Source organism: Pseudoxanthomonas mexicana (assembly GCF_014397415.1).
Taxonomy (GTDB): Bacteria; Pseudomonadota; Gammaproteobacteria; order Xanthomonadales; family Xanthomonadaceae; genus Pseudoxanthomonas_A; species Pseudoxanthomonas_A mexicana.
On the sequence record NZ_CP060731.1, the window covers coordinates 1,197,751 to 1,217,865 of the forward strand.

Sequence of the window (20,115 nt, forward strand, 5' to 3'; positions counted from 1 at the left end):
GCATCGGATCAGTTCACCAGCGTCTGGATCGCGCGCGCCGGGATGGTGACCACGGCCGAGGCCTGGCCCACGTAGAAGTTATAGGCGATCTCCTTGTCGGTGGGATTCATCACCACCGTCGCCAGGCGACCGTCGGGATTCACGAAGGACGTGGCCAGCAGGGTGCTGCGGCTGGTGGCGGTGCTGACGCGGCGCGCCTGGGGCCGGATGAACTTCGAGAAGTGGCCGATGTAGTAGTAGCTGGGCGTGTAGATCAGCTCGCCGGCGCGCGTGTCGGCATGCAGCGGCGCGAAGCAGTAGTTGCCCACATGGTTGGGGCCGCCCTTCTCATCCAGCAGCATGTTCCAGTCGGTCCAGCCCACGGCGCCGTTGTTGAGGTCGTGGATCATGGAGGTGCCGTAGCCTTCGGCGTTGGGCCAGTGCTGGTAGCGCGCGGGGTCGAACTTCTCCACCGCCGCCTCGGTCAGCAGCACGGGCTTGTCGGGGAAGGCCTCGGTCACGGCCGCGACGTTGCGGAACATGGGGTCGAAGCCGGCCCAGGTCTCGTACCAGTGGAAGCCCAGTCCCCATGTGTACTTGGCGGCTTCCGGGTCGCCCAGGATCACCTGCGCGCGGTACAGCATCATGTCGCGGTTGTGGTCCCACACGATGATCTTCTTGTCGGCGTAGCCGGCGGCGTGCATCGTCGGGCCGAGGTAGTCCTTGAGGAAGTCGCGTTCCTCCTCGGCCGTGTACAGCATCGACTCCCAGGTCTGGGTGGCCATCGGTTCGTTCTGCACGGTGATGCCCCAGATCGGCACGCCTTCCTTTTCGTAGGCCTGGATGAACCTGACGAAGTAGTTCGCCCATGCCTGCCGGTACTCGGGCAGCAGCGCGCCGCCGCGCAGCATGTTGCCCGTGGTCTTCATGAAGGCCGGCGCGCTCCATGGGCTGGCGAACAATGGCAGCTCGCCGCCCGCGGCCGCGATGGCCTGCTTGATCATCGGCAGGCGGGCCCGGCGGTCGTGGTCGATGGAGAACGAGGCCAGCGCCTTGTCGCCTTCCTTAACGTACGTGTAGCTGGCCGAGCTGAAGTCGGAACTGTGGATCGTGGTGCGGGCCAGTGAATATCCGATGCCGGCTTCCCTGTCGTAATAGGCGCGCATGAACTCGGCGCGTTTCTCCGGTGCGAGCGTGGCGTAGACCTCCGCGGTGGAGTCGGTGATCGCACCGCCGATGCCCAGCAGCGACTGGAAGCGCCGCGTGGGATCGACGAACACCGAGTTCTCCACTTCGGTGAGCGCGTGGCCGCCTTTCAGGGTGACGGTCCCGGCCTGGCTGAGGCGTTGCCCGGTGTCCTGCGCGGTGGTGTAGATCGTCACGGTGGCCGATGTCGGCATGGGGCGCTCCTGAGATGGTGCGGCATCGGCGTACGTCAGGCCGGCGGCCATCGTCGCGCCCAACGCGACGGCGGTGAACAAGCGGGTGGAATGCATCGTGTGCCTCGTGAAGAAGTGCGTGGAGCGGCCAGGTGGGCCTTGTTCGCCGCGCTGTTGTTGACAGCGCTGTCATACCGCTGCTACATCTTGCTGTCAATGGAACGCGCGCTCGGTGGCGTGACAGTGTGACGCCTTGCCTGCCCACGGCGGACAGGACGCCCGGGCGTGCTGCCCTGCAGCAGGATCGACATGACGTCGCAGGCCCCCGGTCGCGGTATCCAAGGAGCGGCCGGGGCTGTCAGAATCCGGCGTCGTGCCGGGAGCGTGGTCGGGAAGGGAGCGGGAGCGCATGCGTAGTCGGATCGAAGATGTGGCCGCTGCCGCTGGCGTGTCGATGAAAACCGTGTCGCGGGTGCTGAACAACGAGCCCAACGTGCGGGACGAAATGCGGCAGCGAGTGATGGCGGTCGTCGAGAAGCTGCAGTACCGCCCCAACCTGTCCGCGCGCAGCCTGGCAGGGCAGCGCTCCTACGTGATCGCGCTGGTCTACAACAACCCGTCGCGCAACTACCTGATGGAAATCCAGAACGGCATGCTGGAAGCCTGCCGCGACAACCACTACAACCTGGTGCTGGCGCCGGTGGGGGCCTCGCGCCAGCGCAAGGTAGACGACCTGAAGGTGGTGTTCGAGCACTTCGCGCCGGACGGCGTGGTGCTCATTCCGCCCCTGACGGACGATCCGGTGGTGCTGGAATTCCTTGAAGCGAACCATGTGGCCTTCGCCTGCATCGCCCCCAAGCATCCGGACGGCCGCATCGGCGTGATGATGGACGAAACCGCGGCCGTGCGTGAGCTGATGGCCGGCCTGGTGGCCCAGGGCCACCGCCGCATCGGCCACATCAAGGGCCCACCCGCGCACGGCGCATGCCAATGGCGTTTCAAGGGCTATCGCGAGGCGCTGCGAAAGGCAGGGATCGAGTACGACGAGGACCTGGTGGTGCAGGGGGCGTTCTCGTTCGAGTCCGGCATCGAGGCCGGCAACCGCCTGCTCGACCTGAAGCGGCCTCCCACGGCGATCTTCGCCGCCAACGACGACATGGCGGCCGGCGTCATCCGCGCCGCGTGCGAGCGCGGCCTGGTGGTGCCGCGCGACATCTCCGTCTGCGGCTTCGACGACACGCCGATCGCCCGCCACATCTATCCGGCGCTGACCACGGTGCGCCAGCCCACCTCCGACATGGGACGCCTGGCCACGATGCAGTTGCTGGCGCGCATCCGCGCGGCGGACGCCGGCGGCATGGTGCATGTCGAACACGAGGTGCTGTTCCGGGAATCGACGCAGCCGCCCGTGAGGCATTGAAGCGCCTGACGGCGGCGCAGGCCGCGGGCACGCCGAGGGCGGCATGGCCTATGCTGCGGTCATGAGCGACTCCCGGCTCGAAGACTTCATTGCGGCGCACAGGCGCCTGTTCGTGCTGACCGGTGCCGGCTGCAGCACCGGGTCGGGCATTCCCGACTACCGGGACGAGCAGGGCGCCTGGAAGCGCACGCCGCCGGTGACCTACCAGGCCTTCGTCGGCGACGGGATCACCCGCCGGCGCTACTGGGCACGCAGCCTGGTCGGCTGGCCGCGCATCGCGCAGGCGCAGCCGAATGCGGCGCACCGCGCCTTGGCGGCGCTGGAAGCGCAGGGGCGCTGCAGCCAATTGCTGACGCAGAATGTCGATGGCCTGCACCAGGCCGCGGGGAGCCGCGCCGTGATCGACCTGCACGGCCGTCTGGATGCGGTGGTCTGCCTCGGGTGCGGTGCATCGTCATCGCGCGCGGACGTCCAGCGGCGGTTGGCGGAGGCAAACCCGGCCTGGGCCGGCCTGGCGGCCGGTGCGGCGCCCGACGGCGATGCGGACTTGGAAGATCGCGATTTCGCCACGTTCCAGGTCCCCGCGTGCGACGCGTGCGGCGGCATGCTGAAACCGGACGTGGTGTTCTTCGGCGAGAACGTGCCGCGCGCCCGGGTCGACGCCGCGATGGCGGGGCTCGCGCAGGCCGATGCGATGCTGGTGGTGGGTTCGTCGCTGATGGTCTATTCCGGCCTGCGGTTCGTGCACGCGGCGGTGCGCGCGCAGATCCCGGTGGCCGCCGTCAACCTGGGCCGCACCCGTGCCGACGACCTGCTGCGGTTCCGGATGGCGGCGCCGTGCGGGGATGCGCTGCGCTTCCTGCTCGCTGCCGACGTGCCGGCGCCGGTCATGCCGCCGGCGGCGGCTGCAGGCTGATCCAGCGTTCCAGCGAGTGCGGCGACAGCGGGCGCGAGACGTAGTAGCCCTGCAGCAGGTCGCAGTCCAGCGAGGCCAGCACAGCGCGCTGCGCGGCGTTTTCCACGCCTTCGGCCACCACCTTCAGCGACAGGCTCTCGCCGATGCGCAGGATGGAGGTGGTCAGTGCGCGCGCGGATTCGCTGTGCTCCAGGTCGCGGACGAAGCTCATGTCCAGTTTCAGTTCGCTGATGGGGAGGCGGTGCAGGTGGCTCAGGCTGGAGTAGCCGGTGCCGAAGTCGTCGATCGAGAGACTGACGCCCATCCGGTGGATCGCGTCGATGTTGGCGAGCACTTCCGGCTTCTGCGCCAGCATCACGCTCTCGGTCACCTCCACCATCAGCTCGTGCGGCGCCAGCCCGCACTTGCCCAGCACGTTGCCGATGAAGGCGGGCAGGTCCTGCTGCTCGAAGTTGATCGCCGACAGGTTCACCGACACCCGCGGCACCGGCACGCCGCGACGGCGCCAGTCGGCCATCTGCGTGCAGGCCTCCTCCAGCGTCCAGCGGCCCAGCTCGTCGATCAGGCCGCATTCCTCGGCCATCGGCACGAAGGTGGCCGGCGAGATCTCGCCGATCTCCGGATGCCGCCAGCGCAGCAGCGCCTCCACGCCGTGCAGGCGCGCGTCGTCGTCCAGTACCACCTGAGGCTGGTAATGCAGGCGCAGCTGGCCGCTGCGCACGGCCTCGCGCAGCGCGTTCTCCAGCGCCAGGCGCTCCTGCATGGCCTGGTTCATCTCCAAGCTGTAGAACACGATGCGCGCGCCGCCCTCGGACTTGGCGCGGTACATCGCGATGTCGGCGTGGCGCACCAGCGAGTCGACGTCCCAGCCATCGGCGGGAAACATGGCCACGCCGATGCTGGCCTGCGGCGTCAGCATCATCCGGCCGGCGATGACCGGTTCGGCCAGCCGCGCCATCAGGCGGTCGGCGAGGTTGGCGGCTTCCTCTGCGCTGCGGTCCGGCACGGCCAGCACGAATTCGTCGCCGGCCAAGCGCGCCACCACGTCGCCTTCGCGCAGTTCGCCGCCGAGCCGCTTGGCGAGTTCGCGCAGCAGGGTGTCGCCTGCGGAATGGCCCTGGGTGTCGTTGACGATCTTGAAGCGGTCGATGTCGATGAACAGCAGGGCCACCGCGCTGTCGCGGCGCGCGGCGCCCAGCAGCATCTGTTCCACCTTGCTGTTGAACAGCGCCCGGTTGGGCAACCCGGTCAGGGTGTCGAAGAACGACAGCTGGTGCATGCGCGCACGCGCGCGATCGCGCTCGATAGCCAGGGCGCACAAGTGCAGGCAGACATCGACCACGCGCTGGTGGAACTCGTCCGGCGCGCGGTTCTCCCAGTAGTACAGGGCGAACGTGCCCAGCACGCGCCCGTCGTGGCCCTTCACCGGATTCGACCAGCAGGCGCGGATCCCCAGCGCCAGGAAGGGCGCGTTGTAGGCCTGCCAGCGCGGATCGCGTTCGATGTCGCTGCATTCGACCGGTTGCCCGCTCCAGGCCGCCGACCCGCAGGCGCCGACCATGGGGCCGGCCAGTTCGCCGTCGATGATGGCGGCGATCTGCTCGGGCAGGCTGGGGGCCGCCAAGGGGCGCAGGCGACCATAGTCGTCCAGCCCGATCACCGACGCCACGGCCTCGGGCATCACCTTTTCCACTTCGCGGCAGATCAGGGTCATCACGTCCTGCAGCGGCTGTTCGCGAATGATCGCGCCCAGCACCTTGCGGTGCAGCTCTTCGTGCAGCTTGCTGTGGGTGATGTCGGTGTAGACGCCCAGCAGGTAACGGACGTTGCGGTCGGGGTCGTATACCGGGTTGACCACCGCCGAGATCCACAGCGGCACCCCGTTCTTGGCGTAGACCAGCAACTCGGTCCGGTAGCCCTGCTGTGTGTTCAACTGCCCGCGCACCCATTCGACCGTTTCCGGGTCGGTATGCGGGCCGGCCAGGAAATCGCTGGGCCTGCGGCCGGCGGCCTCTTCCAGCGTATAGCCCAGCATGCGCGTGAACCCCTGGTTGATCCAGGTGATGCGGGCCGCCTCGTCGCAGACGACGACCGCGTTGTCGCTGTGGTCGATGACCCACGATACGTCGGGAGCGTCATCGGCGAAGTGCGACGGCATGGCGATGGCAGTGGGCCTCACGGTCGGTCCTTCCCCAAGAACGGTTTCTGCCTGATGGTCCGGGTTCGCCACGGCGTTCTCTGCTCAGCCACCCCCGAAACGGGGCTGTACGGAACGGTATCGGCCCCTGATCGCCGCACTTTACCTGAACTTCAAGCGCGCGCGGGGTGGCCGTAGGGGCTGCAAACGCTTTCAGCGCCGCTACCGGACACCGCGTCGTCGTGCGCGTGGGCGCCTGCACGCTCGGCGGGCGGTGTCCAGTGTCGGAAAGGGAGCGCGTGCCGCGTGGACGCACACCTGACGCATCGGCGTCATGAACGCGCCCTAGCCTTGCCGCCCGCATGACAGGGGTAGCCATGAAAGCAAGGTGGATCGGACTGGGGATCGGGGCGGCGCTGTGCCTGGCGGCATGCGGGGACGCAGCTCGTCCCGCGGTGGTGGAGGGAAGCGCATCGCCGGCGGACGGGATGGTGGGCGCAGGCGTCGTCGCTGCCGCGACCGCACCGTATGCACGCGCCGAGCGCGCGTTGGCGGAGGGCCGGATACTGGCCCCGGCCGGCGACAATGCGATCGAGCACTATCTGGACGCGTACGCGCAGCCGTCGGAACGCGTCCGCGCCCGGGCGGCGCTGGCCGAGCTACAGCCGTACGTGCTGATTGCCGCCGAGCAGGCGATCGCGCGGGGTGATGGCCGTGAAGCGGCGCGTCTGCAGGCACTGATCGCCCGCATCGATCCCGGTGCGCCCGCATTGCCGCGGCTGCGTGCCGGCTTGGACGCACTGGTGCGCGCACAGGAGGCGCGTGATGCGGACGGGGTCGCAGCCGCAGCCGCCATGCCGTCGCCCGCGGCGGGTGCACCGGCGGCCGCGGTGGAGCGCATCATCGCCGCGACGGCCGCGACGGCCGCGACGGCCGCGACGGCCGCGACGGAGCCGGTGACATCGCCCGCACATGCGCCGGAGCCGCCACCTGCGGCCGCCCCCGCCACGGCCACCGTGCAGGCGCCGCCGCCTTCCTCCCTGCCCACCCCGCCGGCGTCGCGCGGGGTGGAGGCGCGCACGCCCCGCCTGCTGCAGGATGCACAACCGCGGTATCCATTGCCGGCGCTGCGCGCGCGCATCGAGGGGGAAGCGCAGGTCGCCTTCACCATCCAGCCCGACGGCAGCGTGCGCAACGCGCGGCTGCTGTCGTCGACGCCGCCCGGCATGTTCGAGGCCTCGGCGCTGGCCGTCGCGCAGCGCTGGCGGTTCGAGGCCACGGGGCGCGCGCACGATTCCAGACGCACGGTGCATTTCCGCCTGCCGCCCGAAGCCGCCCGCGATGGCTGATTGGTGTCCACCGGCGTCTGCGGCGACAATGGCCGCATGACCATCACCACCGACACTCCGCTCCTCGACACCGTCGAACACGAAACCGGCGCATCGCCGCAATGGTCCGTGCTGTGGCTGCACGGGCTGGGCGCCGACGGCCATGACTTCGCGCCCCTCGTCCCGGAACTGGTGCGGCCGGACTGGCCCGCGCTGCGGTTCGTGTTTCCGCACGCGCCCGTGCGCGCGGTGACGATCAACAACGGCGTGCGCATGCGCGCGTGGTACGACATCGTGGGCATGGACTTCCCCACCCGGGCGGACAGCGCCGGGATAGAGGAGTCGCTGGCGCAGGTGGATGCGCTGATCGCGCGCGAGCAGGCGCGCGGCATCGCGCCGGAGCGGCTGCTGCTGGCCGGATTCTCGCAGGGCGGCGCCATCACGCTGGCGGCCGGCCTGCGCCGGCAGGTCCCGCTCGCCGGCCTGATCGCGTTGTCGACCTACCTGCCGGGCGCGTCGCAGGCGGCGCGGCATCGGGTCGCGGCGGCGACTGCGCAGCCGGTGTTCATGGCCCACGGCACGGGCGATCCGGTGATTCCGCTGATCCATGCCGAGCAGAGTGCGCAAGCGCTCGGCGAACTGGGCTTCGATGTCGAATGGCACCGCTACCCCATGGCCCACCAGGTCTGTGCGGAGGAAATCCGTGACCTGGGTGACTGGATGGGCCGGCGGTTTGCGTTGTAATGGCCGTGCGTCCCCGACGGGTGACGCAGGGCGCCGCCATGGGTAACCTACGCCGCGGGGGATCACGCCAACGTTCATCGAGGACGCCTTTGCCGTGAAAGTGGTCATCGCCGACGACGAACCCCTTGCGCGCGAACGCCTGCGCGCGCTGCTCGCCGAACATCCCGGCATCGAGGTGGTCGCCGAGGCCGAGAACGGCCTGGATGCGCTGCAGGCCTGTTCGCAGCACCGTCCCGACATGGTGCTGCTCGACATCGCCATGCCTGGCGTGGATGGCCTGGAAGCCGCCCGCCACCTGGCGGCCTTCGATCCGCGGCCGGCGGTGGTGTTCTGCACGGCCTACGACGAGCACGCGCTGTCCGCGTTCGAGGCGGCCGCCATCGACTACCTGATGAAGCCGATCCGCTCCGAGCGCCTTGCGGCGGCACTGGAGCGTGCGCGCACCTTCATCGCCGGGCGCGAGACGCATGCGCCGGCGACGTCGAACCAGCAGCCGCGCACGCACCTGTGCGCGCGCCTGCGCGGCAGTCTCCGCCTGATTCCGGTCGACGAGGTGCATTACCTGCAGGCCGAGGAGAAGTACGTGGTCGTGCACCATGCGCGCGGCGAGGACCTGATCGAGGAGTCGCTGAAGTCGCTGGAGGAGGAATTCGGCGGGCGCTTCGTGCGCATCCACCGCAACTGCCTGGTGGCGCGACACGAACTGGTCGAGATCAAGCGCGTCGGGGACGGCCATGTACAGGCCATCCTGCGCCACGGCAAGGCACCGCTGGAAGTCAGCCGGCGCTGCGTGGCCGGCCTGCGCGAGACGGTCAAGGCGCTCTGACCTGCGCAGTGGTCGTGGCATGCGGGATAATGCCCGCATGACCACGCTGCGCATCGCCACCCGCAAGAGCCCGCTCGCCCTCTGGCAGAGCGAACACGTCGCCGCGCGCCTGCGCGACGCGCATCCCGGCCTGGCCGTGGAACTGGTGCCGATGAGCACGCGCGGCGACGAAGTGCTGGACCGTTCGCTGGCCGCGATCGGCGGCAAGGGCCTGTTCCTCAAGGAACTGGAACTGGCCATGCTGCGCGGCGAGGCCGACTGCGCGGTGCATTCGCTGAAGGACGTGCCGATGGAGCTGGAGGGCCCGTTCGCGCTGCCGGCCATCCTGACCCGCGCCGATCCCGCCGACGCTTTCGTGTCCAACCACTACGACGGCATCGCCGCGTTGCCGCATGGCGCGCGGGTGGGCACGTCCTCGCTGCGCCGGCAGGCGCAGCTGCGCGCACTGCGCCCGGACCTGCAGCTGCTGGACCTGCGCGGCAACGTCAATACGCGTCTGGCCAAGCTGGATGCGGGCGACTACGACGCCATCGTCCTGGCCTGCGCGGGCCTGCAGCGGCTGGGTTTCGCGGCCCGCATCCGCGCGCGCCTGGACGCCCCGGACTGGCTGCCGGCGCCGGCGCAGGGCGCGGTGGCGGTGGAATGCCGTGCGGAGGATCCCGCCATGCACGCATTGTTCGCGGCACTGGACGATGCCGCCACCCGCACCTGCGTGGAGGCCGAGCGCGCGATGAACCGGGCGCTGCACGGCAGCTGCCACGTACCGGTGGCGGCGTTCGCGCAACGCGACGGTGATGCGCTGGTGCTGTCGGGCCTGGTGGGCTCGGCGGCGGAAGGGCAGGTGATCCGGGCCGATGGCAGGGGCCCGCTGGACGATCCCGAGGGTCTGGGCCGTTCGGTCGCCGCGCGCCTGCTGGAACAGGGCGCAGGCGCGTTCCTCGCCTGAGCCCTGCGCGATCGGTCTACTTGAAGCGGTAGACCACGTTCATCGTGGTCAGTGTGTCAGTGCGTTTCCGGTCCGGTGCCACGTCGCTGTTGTGGCGCGCCTGCCAGCCCGCCTTCAGGGCCAAGTGCGAGTTCATCGTCACCGACACGCCCAGATCGTTCTGGGCGAACGTGTTGTATTCGCCCGACTCGACCAGCAGCTTGTTGACGATCTCGGTGTTCTCGCTCAACGCGTAGCGCAGGTCGATCAGGCCGCGACCGATGAAGCTGGCTTCGTTGCGCTCGTCCAGCGTGTCGTAGGCGCGTCGATAGCCGGGCCCCACCTGCAGGTCCAGATGCGCGCGCTCGTTCTCGATCACGCGGTTGCCGTAGCTCAGGCTGAGCGACTGTTGGCGGCTGTAGGTGCCGAAATCGTCCTCCTCGTGGCGCAGCGAGGTGTTCAGCGTGCCGCGGTCGTCCATCAAATAGGCGCTGTTGGCGGTGACGGTGTAGCGGTTGGCGGTGGTGCGCGTGTCGCGCACCTGGCTGCCGTCTTCGTGGGTCCGGAGGTATTCCGAGCGCGAATGCAGGCCGAACAGGCTGGCGCTGTGCCGCCAGGCGCCGCCGTCGGTGTAGGTCAGGTCCAGGCGTCCGTTGAAGCTTTCGGTATTGCTGTTGCCGCTGGCCGCGGCGAAGCCCAGCTCGCCTCCGCCGGTGAATGTGGGGGCGGGCGGCGTGGGTTCGGGAGCGGGTTCCGGCACCGGGCGCACGGCCATGGCGACCACCGGCAACGCGGTACTGCTTTCCTTGCCGAAGCCCTTGCCCGCGTGCGGGGCCTCCACCTTGTCGTTGCGCGGCAGCAGCACTTCGGTGGCCCGGGCGGGGCCTAGGCCTGCCGCCAGCAAGGCGGACGCGAGCAGGGAAGCGGAGATCGGGCGGGGCATGGTGGGTCTCGGGGCGGGATGTAAGCGGTTACATGGTAGACAGCGGCCGTCGGAGCAACAACCCAAGTACTTGTTCCGATTCAGGTTTGCGCCATGCATTCTGCCACGGCCGGGCGCGTGATTCAGGATCGTCGTCACGGTCGGCAGGGCCTGAGGGTCGCTTCGGTGCCCCTGCAGGCTTGAATGGCCGCTGTATCCGGGATTCGGCGGTCCGGACAAGGTCCCGGTCCACGGTCGCGTGGGGCGGATGCAGTGCTTCCAAGCATGGCGGTGCGTCGGCAGCGGATCGGTCATGGCGGCCGTCGGGCGACGACGCATTGAGGTGGTGGCACGGAGGAGGCGCCTGGGGTCCGTGCGTTGAGGGCGCCGCAGCGGCGTGGACACGCCGTGGCGCCGGGCACCGCACGGGCCCCAGGCGCCGTCGGCGCAGCGCCCCCTGTATCACTTCCAACGGCAGGCAGGCGATGAAAACGGCCATGCCTCGGCGATAATCCGGACACGCCCGCTGCTGTGCCGCCCATGGACAAGATCGAACGCATCACCGCCCTGCACCGCATCCTGAAGGCTGCCCGTTATCCGGTCACGGTGAAGCGGCTGCAGGAGGAACTGGGCTGTTCGCGCGCGACGGTCTACCGCGACCTGGCCTATCTACGCGACGCGCTGATGGCGCCCATCGAGGGCGATGGCGAGGCCGGCTTCCGCTATCACGCCGCGGAGAGCGAGCGTTTCGAACTGCCCGGCCTGTGGCTGAGTTCGGAAGAACTCTACGCGCTGCTGGCCGCGCAGCAGCTGCTGGTGCGCACGGGCGGTGGCGTGCTGTCGGGCGCGCTGGCACCGTTGCAGAAGCGGATCGAGGGCCTGCTGGCCGACCACGCCGGCGTGTCGCAGTGGCCGGTCGACCGGGTGCGCGTCATCCCGCACCGCGGCCGCAAGCTGGACGAGGCCAGCTTCCGCACGGTCGCCTCGGCCGTGCTGGAACGCAAGCAGCTGCAGTTCGAATACCGCGCACGTTCGACCGACGAGCGCACGCGCCGCACGGTGTCGCCGCAGCGCATCACCCACTATCGCGACAACTGGTACCTGGACGCGTGGGACCACGAGCGCAACGCCCTGCGCAGCTTCGCCGTGGACCGTATCGGCAATGCACGGCTGGGCGAAGAGCCTGCGCGCGACCTGCCCAATGACGAACTCAACCAGCACCTGGCCTCGAGTTACGGCATCTTCTCCGGCGAGCCCAAGGGCTGGGCGACGATCGTCTTCAGCGCCAAGGCTGCGCGCTGGGTCGCCGACGAGCAGTGGCATTCCAAGCAGCAGGGCCGCCACCTGCCCGATGGCCGCTACGAGCTGAAGATCCCTTACAGCGTTTCCCGCGAGCTGCTGATGGATATCCTGCACTATGGCGCCGACGCGGAAATCGTCGAGCCGGCGGTGCTGCGCGAACAGGCGAAAGCGCTGCTGGAACTGGCGCTGTCGAACTACGAGAAGAAGTAGCGCCGTTGCGCGCGTGGGAGCGACGTGAGTCGCGAAGCTTCGCGGATCGCCTTTAGTCCGTCATCGCGACTGATGTCGCGGCCACAGCCCGCCATTCTGGCGGTCTACGGCGCCTTCGGTTCCCCGAACCCCGGCTTGCCCACCTGTTCCGGCACCTGCGGTATGCGCACGAGCTGGCGGGCATTGATGCCGTGGTCGCGCGCGCGCTTCACCAGGTCCTGGTAAAGCGTGTCGTCCATGATCGGGTCGCGGGCCAGGACCCAGCCCATGTCGCGACCCGGATAGTCAGCCAGCGCCCAAGAATAGTCGGGCGCCACTTCGACGATGCGCCACTTGGCCGGCACCACGCCGACGAACCACAAGGTCCATTCGCGGTTGCCGGAGGCTTCCTTCACCGACGCGCGCGCTTCGCGCACCTGCTCGGGCTGGTCGAAGCCTTCGCGATAGTGGTACGCAACCCCGACCTTGTCGCGGTCGCGGAAGGCGTATTCGTAACGTGCCGCGACGTGCCCGCGTTCGGCGAAATAGGGAATGTGCGCCACCACGTGCCAGGTGCCCATGAAGCGGGGCAGGTCCACGGCCGCCGGTCCCTTCTGCACCTCGCCCCGGCTCGCGCAGCCGGCGGCCAGCACCAGCAGCAGGGCGATCAGGGCACATCGGGCGACACGGGGAAACAACGGCATGGGCATGTGGGACTCCTTCCTCCCCGTCATACGGACACGCTAGTCATCAGGATGCGACGGCGATGTTAACCGGGGATGTCGCAATCCGTGAGATGCGCGTGAGCGAGTGTGACGGCGTACCGACATCAACCCATGGGAGTCCGCCGCCATGTCCGCCGCATCGTTCGACTTTTCGTCCCCCGCTTCCCAGGATCGTCCCGACGCCGGCCTGGACCGTGCGTTGCGCAGGGTCGTGCTTGCGGGCCTGGCACTGGTGTTGCTGGTGCCGCTGGCCCGGGCCAGCACCGACGCCCTCGGATGGCTGCCGCTGTGGCTGGTCGGCATGCCGGTGGCGGCCTGGTGGGCGCTGCACCGGTTCCGCGTGCCGACGGTGTTGCGCCGGGTCCGCCCGGCGGCTGCCCGCCGTCGCGCACCGCAGGCCCGGCGGTTACGCACCCGCGGCACGGGTCCGGCCCGGGCGGCCTGACCTTCGGCAGGGGGTGGCCTCCGGGCCTTGTGCTAGCGTGGCATGTTCATGAACTGCACCTCCGGAGCCACTCCCGATGCCCAGACTTACCCACGCCTGCCTGGCCGCCGGCCTTGCCGTTGCGGGCGCCCTGTCCGCTCCTGTCCACGCGAAGGAGGCTGACGTGTCCAACGACCCGTACGCATGGCTGGAAGAGGTCGAAGGCCAGAAGCAGCTCGACTGGGTGAGGGGCGTCAACGCCAAGGCCGAGGCCGAGATCGCGGCCACGCCGGCATTCAAGCAGCTGGAGTCGGACATCCGCGCCATCCTCGATTCAGACGCCAAGATCCCGGGCGTGCAGAAGATCGGCGACTACTACTACAACTTCTGGAAGGACAAGCAGCACGAACGCGGTGTCTGGCGCCGCACCACGCTGGCCGAGTACCGCAAGGCACAGCCGCAGTGGGAGACCGTGCTGGACCTGGACGCGCTGAACAAGGCCGAGGGCAAGAACTGGGTCTGGCACGGCGCCGATTGCCGCAAGCCCGACTACACCCGCTGCCTGATCGCGCTGTCGCGCGGCGGCGCCGACGCCGATGAGACCCGCGAGTTCGACCTGGTCAACAAGAAGTTCCTCGCCGACGGGTTCTACCGTCCCGAGGCGAAGGGCGGCCTGGGCTGGAAGGACGCCGATACCGTCTACGTGTACACCGACTTCGGCGACGGCAGCATGACCAGCTCGGGTTATCCGCGCATCGCCAAGGAATGGAAGCGCGGCACGCCGCTGGAGAGCGCCACCGTCGTCTACGAAGGCAAGCCGGACGACATGTACATCGCGGCGTTCCACGACGACACGCCGGGCTTCCAGCGCGATTTCGTCAGCCGCACGCTGGCCTTCTACAACGACGAGCTGTACCTGCGCCGCGCCGATGGCACGCTGGCCAAGATCGATGCGCCCAACTCGGCCAACAAGGGCGTGCACAAGGAGTGGCTGACCCTGGAGCTGCGCGAGCCGTGGACGGTCGGCGGCAAGACCTATGCGGCCGGCAGTCTGCTGGCGGCCAGGTTCGACGATTTCATGGCCGGCAAGCGCGCGTTCGACGTGCTGTTCGCGCCGACCGACAAGACCTCGCTGGCCGGCTTCACCTGGACGAAGAGCCACCTCGTCCTCAACGTACTGGAAGACGTGAAGAACCGCCTGAGCGTGTTGACGCCGTCGGCCTCGGGCTGGACCACCAGCGCTTTCGTTGGCGCACCGTCCTTCGGCACCGTCGGGGTCGGCGACGTGGACAGCGACGAAAGCGATGCGGTGTGGCTGACCGTCACCGACTACCTGACCCCGACGACGCTGTCGCTGGCCGAGATCGGCCAGCCGCCCGAGCAGCTGAAGTCGATGCCGGCGTTCTTCGACGCTTCGGGCAAGAAGATCGAACAGCACTTCGCCACCTCCAAGGACGGCACCAAGGTGCCGTACTTCCTGGTCCGCCCCGAAGGCCTGAAGTACGACGGCAGCACGCCGACCCTGCTGTACGGCTACGGCGGCTTCGAAATCTCGCTGACCCCCGGCTATTCCGGCGGCGTGGGCAAGGGCTGGCTGGAGAAGGGGGGCGTCTATGCCGTCGCCAACATCCGCGGTGGCGGCGAGTACGGCCCGCGCTGGCACCAGGCGGCGCTGAAGGCCAACCGCCACAAGGCGTACGAGGACTTCGCCGCGGTCGCGCAGGACCTGATCGCCCGCAAGATCACCTCGCCCAAGCACCTGGGCATCCAGGGCGGCAGCAATGGCGGTCTGCTGACGGGCAACATGCTGACGCAGTATCCGGAGCTGTTCGGCGCCGTCGTCGTGCAGGTGCCACTGCTGGACATGAAGCGCTACAGCCACCTGCTGGCGGGCGCGTCGTGGATGGCCGAGTACGGCAATCCCGATACCGCCGACTGGGAGTTCATCCGGACCTTCTCGCCGTACCACCTGTTCGATGCGGAGAAGGACTATCCGCCGACCCTGTTCATGACCTCCACCCGCGACGACCGCGTCCATCCGGGCCATGCCCGCAAGATGGCCGCGAAGATGCTGGAGGCGGGCAAGGACGTGCGCTATTACGAGAACATCGAAGGCGGCCACGGCGGTGCGGCCAACAACGCCCAGGCCGCGCACATGAGCGCTCTGGCCTACACCTTCCTCTGGCAGCAACTGACCAAGTAAGCGTCCGACGCCCCTCTCCGGAGGGGCGTCGCCATTGCATCCCGCGTCCCCGGACCCCATCCATGAAGCCGACCTCCCTTCTGCTTGCCGCCACCGTCCTGATGAGCACCCCGATCACCTCCGCCCTGGCCGCCAGTGCCACCCCGCCCGACGTGGCGAAGAAGCCGCACGTGGTGAAGGCGCCGCACGGTGCCGAACGCAACGACGAGTACTACTGGCTGCGCGACGACAAGCGCGAGAACAAGGAGATGCTGGCGTACCTCAACGCCGAGAACGCCTACACCGATGCGGTGATGGCGCCGCTGAAGCCGCTGGAGGACAAGCTGTACGACGAAGTCGTCGCGCGCATCAAGCAGGACGACGCCAGCGTGCCGTACCGCGAGCGCGGCTGGTGGTATTACGCGCGCTTCGTCACCGGCAAGGACTATCCGGTGCATGCGCGCCGCAAGGACGGCCCGGGCGTGGATGCCGTGTCGATCCAGGCCGCCAACGCCGCCGGCGACTTCACCGGCGAGCAGGTGCTGCTGGACGTCAACGCGCTGGGCGAAGGCAAGGACTACTACAACGTCGGCGACTACGAGGTCAGCCAGGACAACCGACTGCTGGCCTATGCCGACGACACCAACGGCCGTCGCCAGTACACCATCCGTTTCAAGAACCTGGACACCGGCGAACTGCTGCCGGACACCGTCACCAACGCCGAGCCGAACCTGGTGTGGTCTGACGACGGCCGCACGCTGTTCTACGTGGACAAGGACCCGGAGACACTGCTCAGCAAGCGGGTGAAGGCGCACGTGCTGGGCACGCCGGCCAGCCAGGACGCGCTGGTCTACGAAGAGGAAGACGACAGCTTCTACATGGGCATCGGCCGCAGCCGCGACGACAAGTTCATCTGCATCAGCGTCGAGAGCACCGTGTCATCCGAGATGCGCTGCACGCCGGCCGCCAGCCCCGGCGTGTTCACCGTGCTGGCCCCGCGCGAGCGCGACGTGGAATACCAGGCCGACCACCTGGGCGACCGCTGGGTGATCCGCACCAATGCCGATGGCGCCACCAACTTCAAGATCGTGACCGCGCCGACCGACTCGACTTCGCGCAAGGACTGGAAGGACTGGGTGGCGCACCGCGACGACGTGTTCGTCGAGGGTTTCGAACTGTTCGACGGCTTCAGCGTGGTGGCCGAACGCGCCAACGCGCTGGAAAGCCTGCGCGTGATCAAGGCCGACGGCAGCAGCGACTACGTCAAGGCCGACGAGCCGGCGTACTCGATGGGCCTGTCGGCCAATCCGGAAACCGGTACCGACTGGCTGCGCTACAGCTACACCTCGATGACCACGCCGGCCACGACCTACGAGATCAACACCAAGACCGGCGAACGCCGCCAGCTGAAGCAGCAGCCCGTGCCCGGCTACGATGCGTCGAAGTACGTCACCGAGCGCGTGTGGGCGCCGGCGCGGGACGGCAAGACGAAGATCCCGGTGACGCTGGTGTACCGCAAGGACGTGGCGCGCGACGGCAAGGCGCCGATGCTGCAGTACGCCTACGGCAGCTATGGCGCGTCGATGGACCCGAACTTCAGCATCACCAACGTCAGCCTGCTGGACCGTGGCGTGGTCTACGCGCTGGCCCACATCCGCGGCGGCCAGGAAATGGGCCGTGCCTGGTACGACGACGGCAAGCTCTACAACAAGATCAACACCTTCACCGACTTCATCGACGTCACCGATTACCTGGTCAAGGAAGGCTACGCGGCCAAGGACCGCGTGGCGGCGATGGGCGGCAGCGCCGGCGGCCTGCTGATGGGCGCGGTGTCGAACATGGCGCCGGAGAAGTACAAGGTCATCCTGACGCTGGTGCCGTTCGTCGACGTCGTCACCACGATGCTCGACCCCACCATTCCGCTGACCACCAACGAATACGACGAGTGGGGCAACCCGGAAGAGAAGGGCTACTACGACTACATCCTGACCTACTCGCCCTACGACAACCTGCAGGCCAAGGCCTACCCGGCGATGTTCGTCGGCACCGGCCTGTGGGATTCGCAGGTGCAGTACTGGGAGCCGGCCAAGTACGTCGCCCGCCTGCGCGACCTCAACACCGGCAAGGGCCCGGTGGTGTTCCGCACCAACATGGAAGCCGGCCACGGCGGCAAGTCCGGCCGTTTCCGCCAGTACCGCGAGCGTGCCGAGATGTTCGCCTTCATGCTGGACCAGCTGGGCGTCGCTTCGAAGTAGGCTGCGTTGCAGGACAGGAAGAAAGCCGGGGAAACCCGGCTTTCTTCGTTTCCGGTATCCCCGCCAGCGAGGGGCTCCAGCGCCGCCGGCAACGGCCGATAACGGTGGGGACGAGTTCGTCGGCGGAGGCGCGGCATGGCAGGGTGGGGTGCGGTGATCCGCGTCGGGCATCGGCTGTTCGCGCCATCGGCTGTCGATTTGGGGTACAAGGTCGCCGTGCACGATCCGTCGCCGCCACCGCGCGAACTTCCCGAGCCGAGGCCAGCCCGCTTCCGCTGGGCCTGGTGGCTGCTGGCCTACGCCAGCCTGGGGGTGGGCATCGTCGGCGTGTTCGTCCCCGGGCTGCCGACCACCGTGTTCATCCTGGTCGCGGCATACGCCGCGTCGCGCGGTTCGGAGCGCCTGCACCGTCACCTGGTCACGCATCCGCGCTTCGGCCCGATGATCCACGACTGGCATCTGCACCGCGCGGTGTCGCGGCGCGCCAAGTGGGCGGCCACGTGGACGATGCTCTTCAGTGCCGTGATCCTGCTCGCGCTGATGCGGTGGACCGGCTCGCACCGCTGGTGGATGGTCGCCTTGCCGATGGCCTGCATGGCCGTGGTGGGGGCCTGGCTGTGGATGCGTCCGGAGCCGCCACGCAGCGACTGAGCGGCCGCCGCGTTCATCGGGCTGTGGCTATACTCTCGGCATGAACCGGAACGCCCGTCTTTTCCTTGCCGCCGCCCTGATGGCGGCCCTGTCCGCCTGCGGTGCCAAGGGCCCGCTGTTCATGCCGGAGAAGCCGGTCGAAGAGGCGCCCGTGACGCCCGCCGATGCCGTGCCACCCGCGGCCGACGCCGTGCCGGCCGAACCGCCGATCGATCCCGCCACGGTGCCTGCCACCGACGGGAATGGCTGAGTCCCCGTACCCGCGGGCCACGGCGATGCGTTTCACCAAGATGCATGGGGCCGGCAACGATTTCGTCGTGCTGGACCTGCGCGACGGCCTGCCGCCACCGGATGCCGCGCTGGCCGCGGCGCTGGCGGATCGCCACCGGGGCGTGGGCTGCGACCAGATCCTGACCATCGAAGCGCCGCGCAGCGCCGCGGCGGTGGCGGCCTACCGCATCTGGAACTCGGATGGTTCGCCCTCGCAACAGTGCGGCAACGGCGCGCGCTGCGTGGCGGCGTGGCTGGTGCGGGACGGTGCGGCGAGGGGCAGCACGTTCGACGTGGACAGTCCGCTGGCGACGCACGCGGTGGAACGTCTGGGTGAGGATCGCTATGCCATCGCCATGGGCGTGCCGGAGTTCACGCCGGCCCGCATCCCGATGCGGGGATTCGACGCGCCGCGCGCGGAGTACGACGCCGACGTGGACGAGGGCGTCAGGCTGCGGTTCGGTGCCGTATCGATGGGCAACCCGCATGCCGTGATCGAAGTGCCGTCCGTCGACGCTGCGCCCGTGCTGCATTACGGGCCACTGCTGCAGCGGTCGCCGCACTTCCCGGAGTCGGTCAATGTCGGCTTCGCCGAAGTGGTCGCGCCCGACCGCGTGCGCCTGCGCGTCTACGAGCGCGGCGTGGGCGAGACGCTGGCCTGCGGCAGTGGCGCGTGCGCGGCCGCCGCCGTGCTGATGCGGCGCGGCCGGGTGGACCGCGACGTGGCCATCGCGCTGCCGGGCGGCGAACTGCGCATCCGCTGGCCGTCCGACGACGCGCCGGTCATCATGTCCGGGCCGGCGGCATTCGTATTCGAAGGGGAATGGAAAGCATGAGCGATACGCAAGAGAAGCTGGGCGCCCACGAAGTCGCGGCCTGGCTGCGACGGCACCCGACGTTCCTGAAGCAGTTCCCCGACCTGGCCCTGAGCCTGGTGGTGCCGCGCGACGAAGGCCCCACGGCCTCGCTGGCCAGCTACCAGCTCGAGGTGCTGCGCGACAAGAACCGTGAACTGTCCAAGCGGCTGGGCGACCTGTTCGCCAATGCGCAGGAGAACGAACGCCTGGCGGTGCGCACGCACCAGCTGGCGCTCACCCTGATGAAGCAGGGCAGTGCCGCGGATACGGTGCGCGCGATGGCGGCCTCGCTGGCCGAGGATTTCAACGGCGACCGCGTCAGCATCGTCCTGCTGGAACCGATCGCCGGCCTGGAAGAGAACGACTGGCTGCAGGTGGTGCCGGCGGACAATCCGCACATGGCCCCGTTCCGCGACTGCCTGCGCGACGGCGAGCCGATCTGCGGCCGCCTGCAGCCCGAGAAACACGTGCTGCTGTACGGCGCGCGCGCGGATGAGGTCGCCTCGTCGGCGCTGCTGCCGTTGCCCGGCATCGGTTTGGTGGCCGTGGGCAGTCGCGACGGCAACCGCTTCTATCCGGGCATCGGCACGCTGTTCCTGCGCATGATGGGCGAGACGCTGGCGACGGCGTTGAAGCGGTTCGATGGTTGAGGCGAGGCGCGCGTCTCGTGCCGTTATTCGGGCG

The 20,115-nt window shown here is 68.9% G+C and carries 18 protein-coding genes; 14 read left to right on the plus strand and 4 right to left on the minus strand.

The annotated features are described in order from the left end of the window. Positions 1–8 precede the first annotated feature (8 nt). Complete coding sequence (locus IAE60_RS05405) at positions 9–1,475, minus strand: glycoside hydrolase family 30 protein (RefSeq protein WP_425504457.1); 1,467 nt, start codon at positions 1,473–1,475, stop codon at positions 9–11. A 292-nt stretch (positions 1,476–1,767) separates the two neighbouring features. Here IAE60_RS05405 and IAE60_RS05410 point away from each other — a divergent pair, with 292 nt between their 5' ends. Both IAE60_RS05410 and IAE60_RS05415 read left to right on the plus strand, forming a co-directional pair. Beyond that, positions 1,768–2,778 (plus strand): LacI family DNA-binding transcriptional regulator, encoded by a 1,011-nt coding sequence (locus IAE60_RS05410; protein WP_187574153.1) that lies wholly within the window; start codon positions 1,768–1,770, stop codon positions 2,776–2,778. Positions 2,779–2,839: 61 nt separating this feature from the next. Further along, positions 2,840–3,694, plus strand: a complete 855-nt coding sequence (locus tag IAE60_RS05415) for an NAD-dependent protein deacetylase (RefSeq protein ID WP_222937209.1) — start codon at positions 2,840–2,842, stop codon at positions 3,692–3,694. On the opposite strand, the gene IAE60_RS05420 is transcribed toward IAE60_RS05415, so the two are convergent. Next, entirely contained in the window at positions 3,666–5,873 is a 2,208-nt protein-coding gene (locus tag IAE60_RS05420) for a sensor domain-containing protein (protein ID WP_244966666.1), read from the minus strand. The two genes, IAE60_RS05415 and IAE60_RS05420, sit on opposite strands and share 29 nt — an antisense overlap. A 335-nt stretch (positions 5,874–6,208) precedes the next feature. Between IAE60_RS05420 and IAE60_RS05425 the strand changes: the two genes are divergently transcribed. The 4 genes from IAE60_RS05425 (at position 6,209) to hemC (ending at position 9,675) form a co-directional block, all read left to right on the plus strand. Continuing rightward, complete coding sequence (locus IAE60_RS05425) at positions 6,209–7,180, plus strand: energy transducer TonB (RefSeq protein ID WP_187574155.1); 972 nt, start codon at positions 6,209–6,211, stop codon at positions 7,178–7,180. A 36-nt stretch (positions 7,181–7,216) separates the two neighbouring features. Then, on the plus strand, positions 7,217–7,903 hold the full coding sequence (locus IAE60_RS05430) for an alpha/beta hydrolase (RefSeq protein ID WP_187574156.1): 687 nt from the start codon (positions 7,217–7,219) through the stop codon (positions 7,901–7,903). Positions 7,904–7,997: 94 nt separating this feature from the next. Continuing rightward, on the plus strand, positions 7,998–8,729 hold the full coding sequence (locus tag IAE60_RS05435) for a LytR/AlgR family response regulator transcription factor (protein ID WP_162111465.1): 732 nt from the start codon (positions 7,998–8,000) through the stop codon (positions 8,727–8,729). A 37-nt stretch (positions 8,730–8,766) separates the two neighbouring features. Beyond that, on the plus strand, positions 8,767–9,675 hold the full coding sequence (gene hemC, locus IAE60_RS05440) for a hydroxymethylbilane synthase (protein ID WP_187574157.1): 909 nt from the start codon (positions 8,767–8,769) through the stop codon (positions 9,673–9,675). Between the two features lie 16 nt (positions 9,676–9,691). Here the strand turns inward: hemC and IAE60_RS05445 are convergent, their stop codons facing one another. Further along, the gene (locus IAE60_RS05445; protein WP_187574679.1) at positions 9,692–10,429 is read right to left on the minus strand and encodes a DUF481 domain-containing protein; all 738 of its coding nucleotides are present in this window, start codon (positions 10,427–10,429) and stop codon (positions 9,692–9,694) included. Between the two features lie 687 nt (positions 10,430–11,116). On the opposite strand from IAE60_RS05445, the gene IAE60_RS05450 reads away from it, so the two are divergent. Continuing rightward, a complete protein-coding gene (locus IAE60_RS05450; protein WP_187574158.1) occupies positions 11,117–12,088 on the plus strand; it encodes a helix-turn-helix transcriptional regulator in 972 nt (323 codons plus the stop codon). Positions 12,089–12,192: 104 nt separating this feature from the next. Here the strand turns inward: IAE60_RS05450 and IAE60_RS05455 are convergent, their stop codons facing one another. Next, a complete protein-coding gene (locus tag IAE60_RS05455; protein ID WP_244966668.1) occupies positions 12,193–12,777 on the minus strand; it encodes a lipocalin family protein in 585 nt (194 codons plus the stop codon). A 142-nt stretch (positions 12,778–12,919) separates the two neighbouring features. On the opposite strand from IAE60_RS05455, the gene IAE60_RS05460 reads away from it, so the two are divergent. The 7 genes from IAE60_RS05460 (at position 12,920) to IAE60_RS05490 (ending at position 20,081) form a co-directional block, all read left to right on the plus strand. Further along, the gene (locus IAE60_RS05460) at positions 12,920–13,237 is read left to right on the plus strand and encodes a hypothetical protein (protein WP_187574159.1); all 318 of its coding nucleotides are present in this window, start codon (positions 12,920–12,922) and stop codon (positions 13,235–13,237) included. Positions 13,238–13,313: 76 nt separating this feature from the next. After that, positions 13,314–15,419: a prolyl oligopeptidase family serine peptidase gene (locus tag IAE60_RS05465; RefSeq protein ID WP_187574160.1), complete on the plus strand. Its 2,106-nt coding sequence runs from the start codon at positions 13,314–13,316 to the stop codon at positions 15,417–15,419. A 62-nt stretch (positions 15,420–15,481) separates the two neighbouring features. Then, positions 15,482–17,653, plus strand: coding sequence for a S9 family peptidase (locus IAE60_RS05470; protein ID WP_187574161.1), 2,172 nt, complete (start codon positions 15,482–15,484; stop codon positions 17,651–17,653). Positions 17,654–17,869: 216 nt separating this feature from the next. Then, positions 17,870–18,304: a YbaN family protein gene (locus IAE60_RS05475; protein WP_244966708.1), complete on the plus strand. Its 435-nt coding sequence runs from the start codon at positions 17,870–17,872 to the stop codon at positions 18,302–18,304. Between the two features lie 40 nt (positions 18,305–18,344). Continuing rightward, complete coding sequence (gene lptM / locus IAE60_RS05480) at positions 18,345–18,554, plus strand: LPS translocon maturation chaperone LptM (protein WP_185895027.1); 210 nt, start codon at positions 18,345–18,347, stop codon at positions 18,552–18,554. Further along, positions 18,547–19,410, plus strand: coding sequence for a diaminopimelate epimerase (dapF, locus tag IAE60_RS05485; protein WP_244966669.1), 864 nt, complete (start codon positions 18,547–18,549; stop codon positions 19,408–19,410). Before lptM ends, dapF begins: the two co-directional genes overlap by 8 nt. Beyond that, the gene (locus tag IAE60_RS05490; protein ID WP_187574162.1) at positions 19,407–20,081 is read left to right on the plus strand and encodes a DUF484 family protein; all 675 of its coding nucleotides are present in this window, start codon (positions 19,407–19,409) and stop codon (positions 20,079–20,081) included. Before dapF ends, IAE60_RS05490 begins: the two co-directional genes overlap by 4 nt. Positions 20,082–20,115: the final 34 nt, after the last annotated feature.

Excerpts from the sequence above, each read along its gene's own strand:
- IAE60_RS05450 (WP_187574158.1), top strand. The coding sequence starts at position 11,117 with ATGGACAAGATCGAACGCATCACCGCCCTGCACCGCATCCTGAAGGCT.
- IAE60_RS05405 (WP_425504457.1), bottom strand. The coding sequence starts at position 1,475 with ATGCATTCCACCCGCTTGTTCACCGCCGTCGCGTTGGGCGCGACGATG.
- IAE60_RS05415 (WP_222937209.1), top strand. The coding sequence starts at position 2,840 with ATGAGCGACTCCCGGCTCGAAGACTTCATTGCGGCGCACAGGCGCCTG.
- IAE60_RS05460 (WP_187574159.1), top strand. The coding sequence starts at position 12,920 with ATGTCCGCCGCATCGTTCGACTTTTCGTCCCCCGCTTCCCAGGATCGT.
- lptM (WP_185895027.1), top strand. The coding sequence starts at position 18,345 with ATGAACCGGAACGCCCGTCTTTTCCTTGCCGCCGCCCTGATGGCGGCC.
- hemC (WP_187574157.1), top strand. The coding sequence starts at position 8,767 with ATGACCACGCTGCGCATCGCCACCCGCAAGAGCCCGCTCGCCCTCTGG.
- IAE60_RS05465 (WP_187574160.1), top strand. The coding sequence starts at position 13,314 with ATGCCCAGACTTACCCACGCCTGCCTGGCCGCCGGCCTTGCCGTTGCG.
- IAE60_RS05410 (WP_187574153.1), top strand. The coding sequence starts at position 1,768 with ATGCGTAGTCGGATCGAAGATGTGGCCGCTGCCGCTGGCGTGTCGATG.
- dapF (WP_244966669.1), top strand. The coding sequence starts at position 18,547 with ATGGCTGAGTCCCCGTACCCGCGGGCCACGGCGATGCGTTTCACCAAG.
- IAE60_RS05445 (WP_187574679.1), bottom strand. The coding sequence starts at position 10,429 with ATGGCCGTGCGCCCGGTGCCGGAACCCGCTCCCGAACCCACGCCGCCC.
- IAE60_RS05425 (WP_187574155.1), top strand. The coding sequence starts at position 6,209 with ATGAAAGCAAGGTGGATCGGACTGGGGATCGGGGCGGCGCTGTGCCTG.
- IAE60_RS05490 (WP_187574162.1), top strand. The coding sequence starts at position 19,407 with ATGAGCGATACGCAAGAGAAGCTGGGCGCCCACGAAGTCGCGGCCTGG.
- IAE60_RS05470 (WP_187574161.1), top strand. The coding sequence starts at position 15,482 with ATGAAGCCGACCTCCCTTCTGCTTGCCGCCACCGTCCTGATGAGCACC.
- IAE60_RS05455 (WP_244966668.1), bottom strand. The coding sequence starts at position 12,777 with ATGCCCATGCCGTTGTTTCCCCGTGTCGCCCGATGTGCCCTGATCGCC.
- IAE60_RS05430 (WP_187574156.1), top strand. The coding sequence starts at position 7,217 with ATGACCATCACCACCGACACTCCGCTCCTCGACACCGTCGAACACGAA.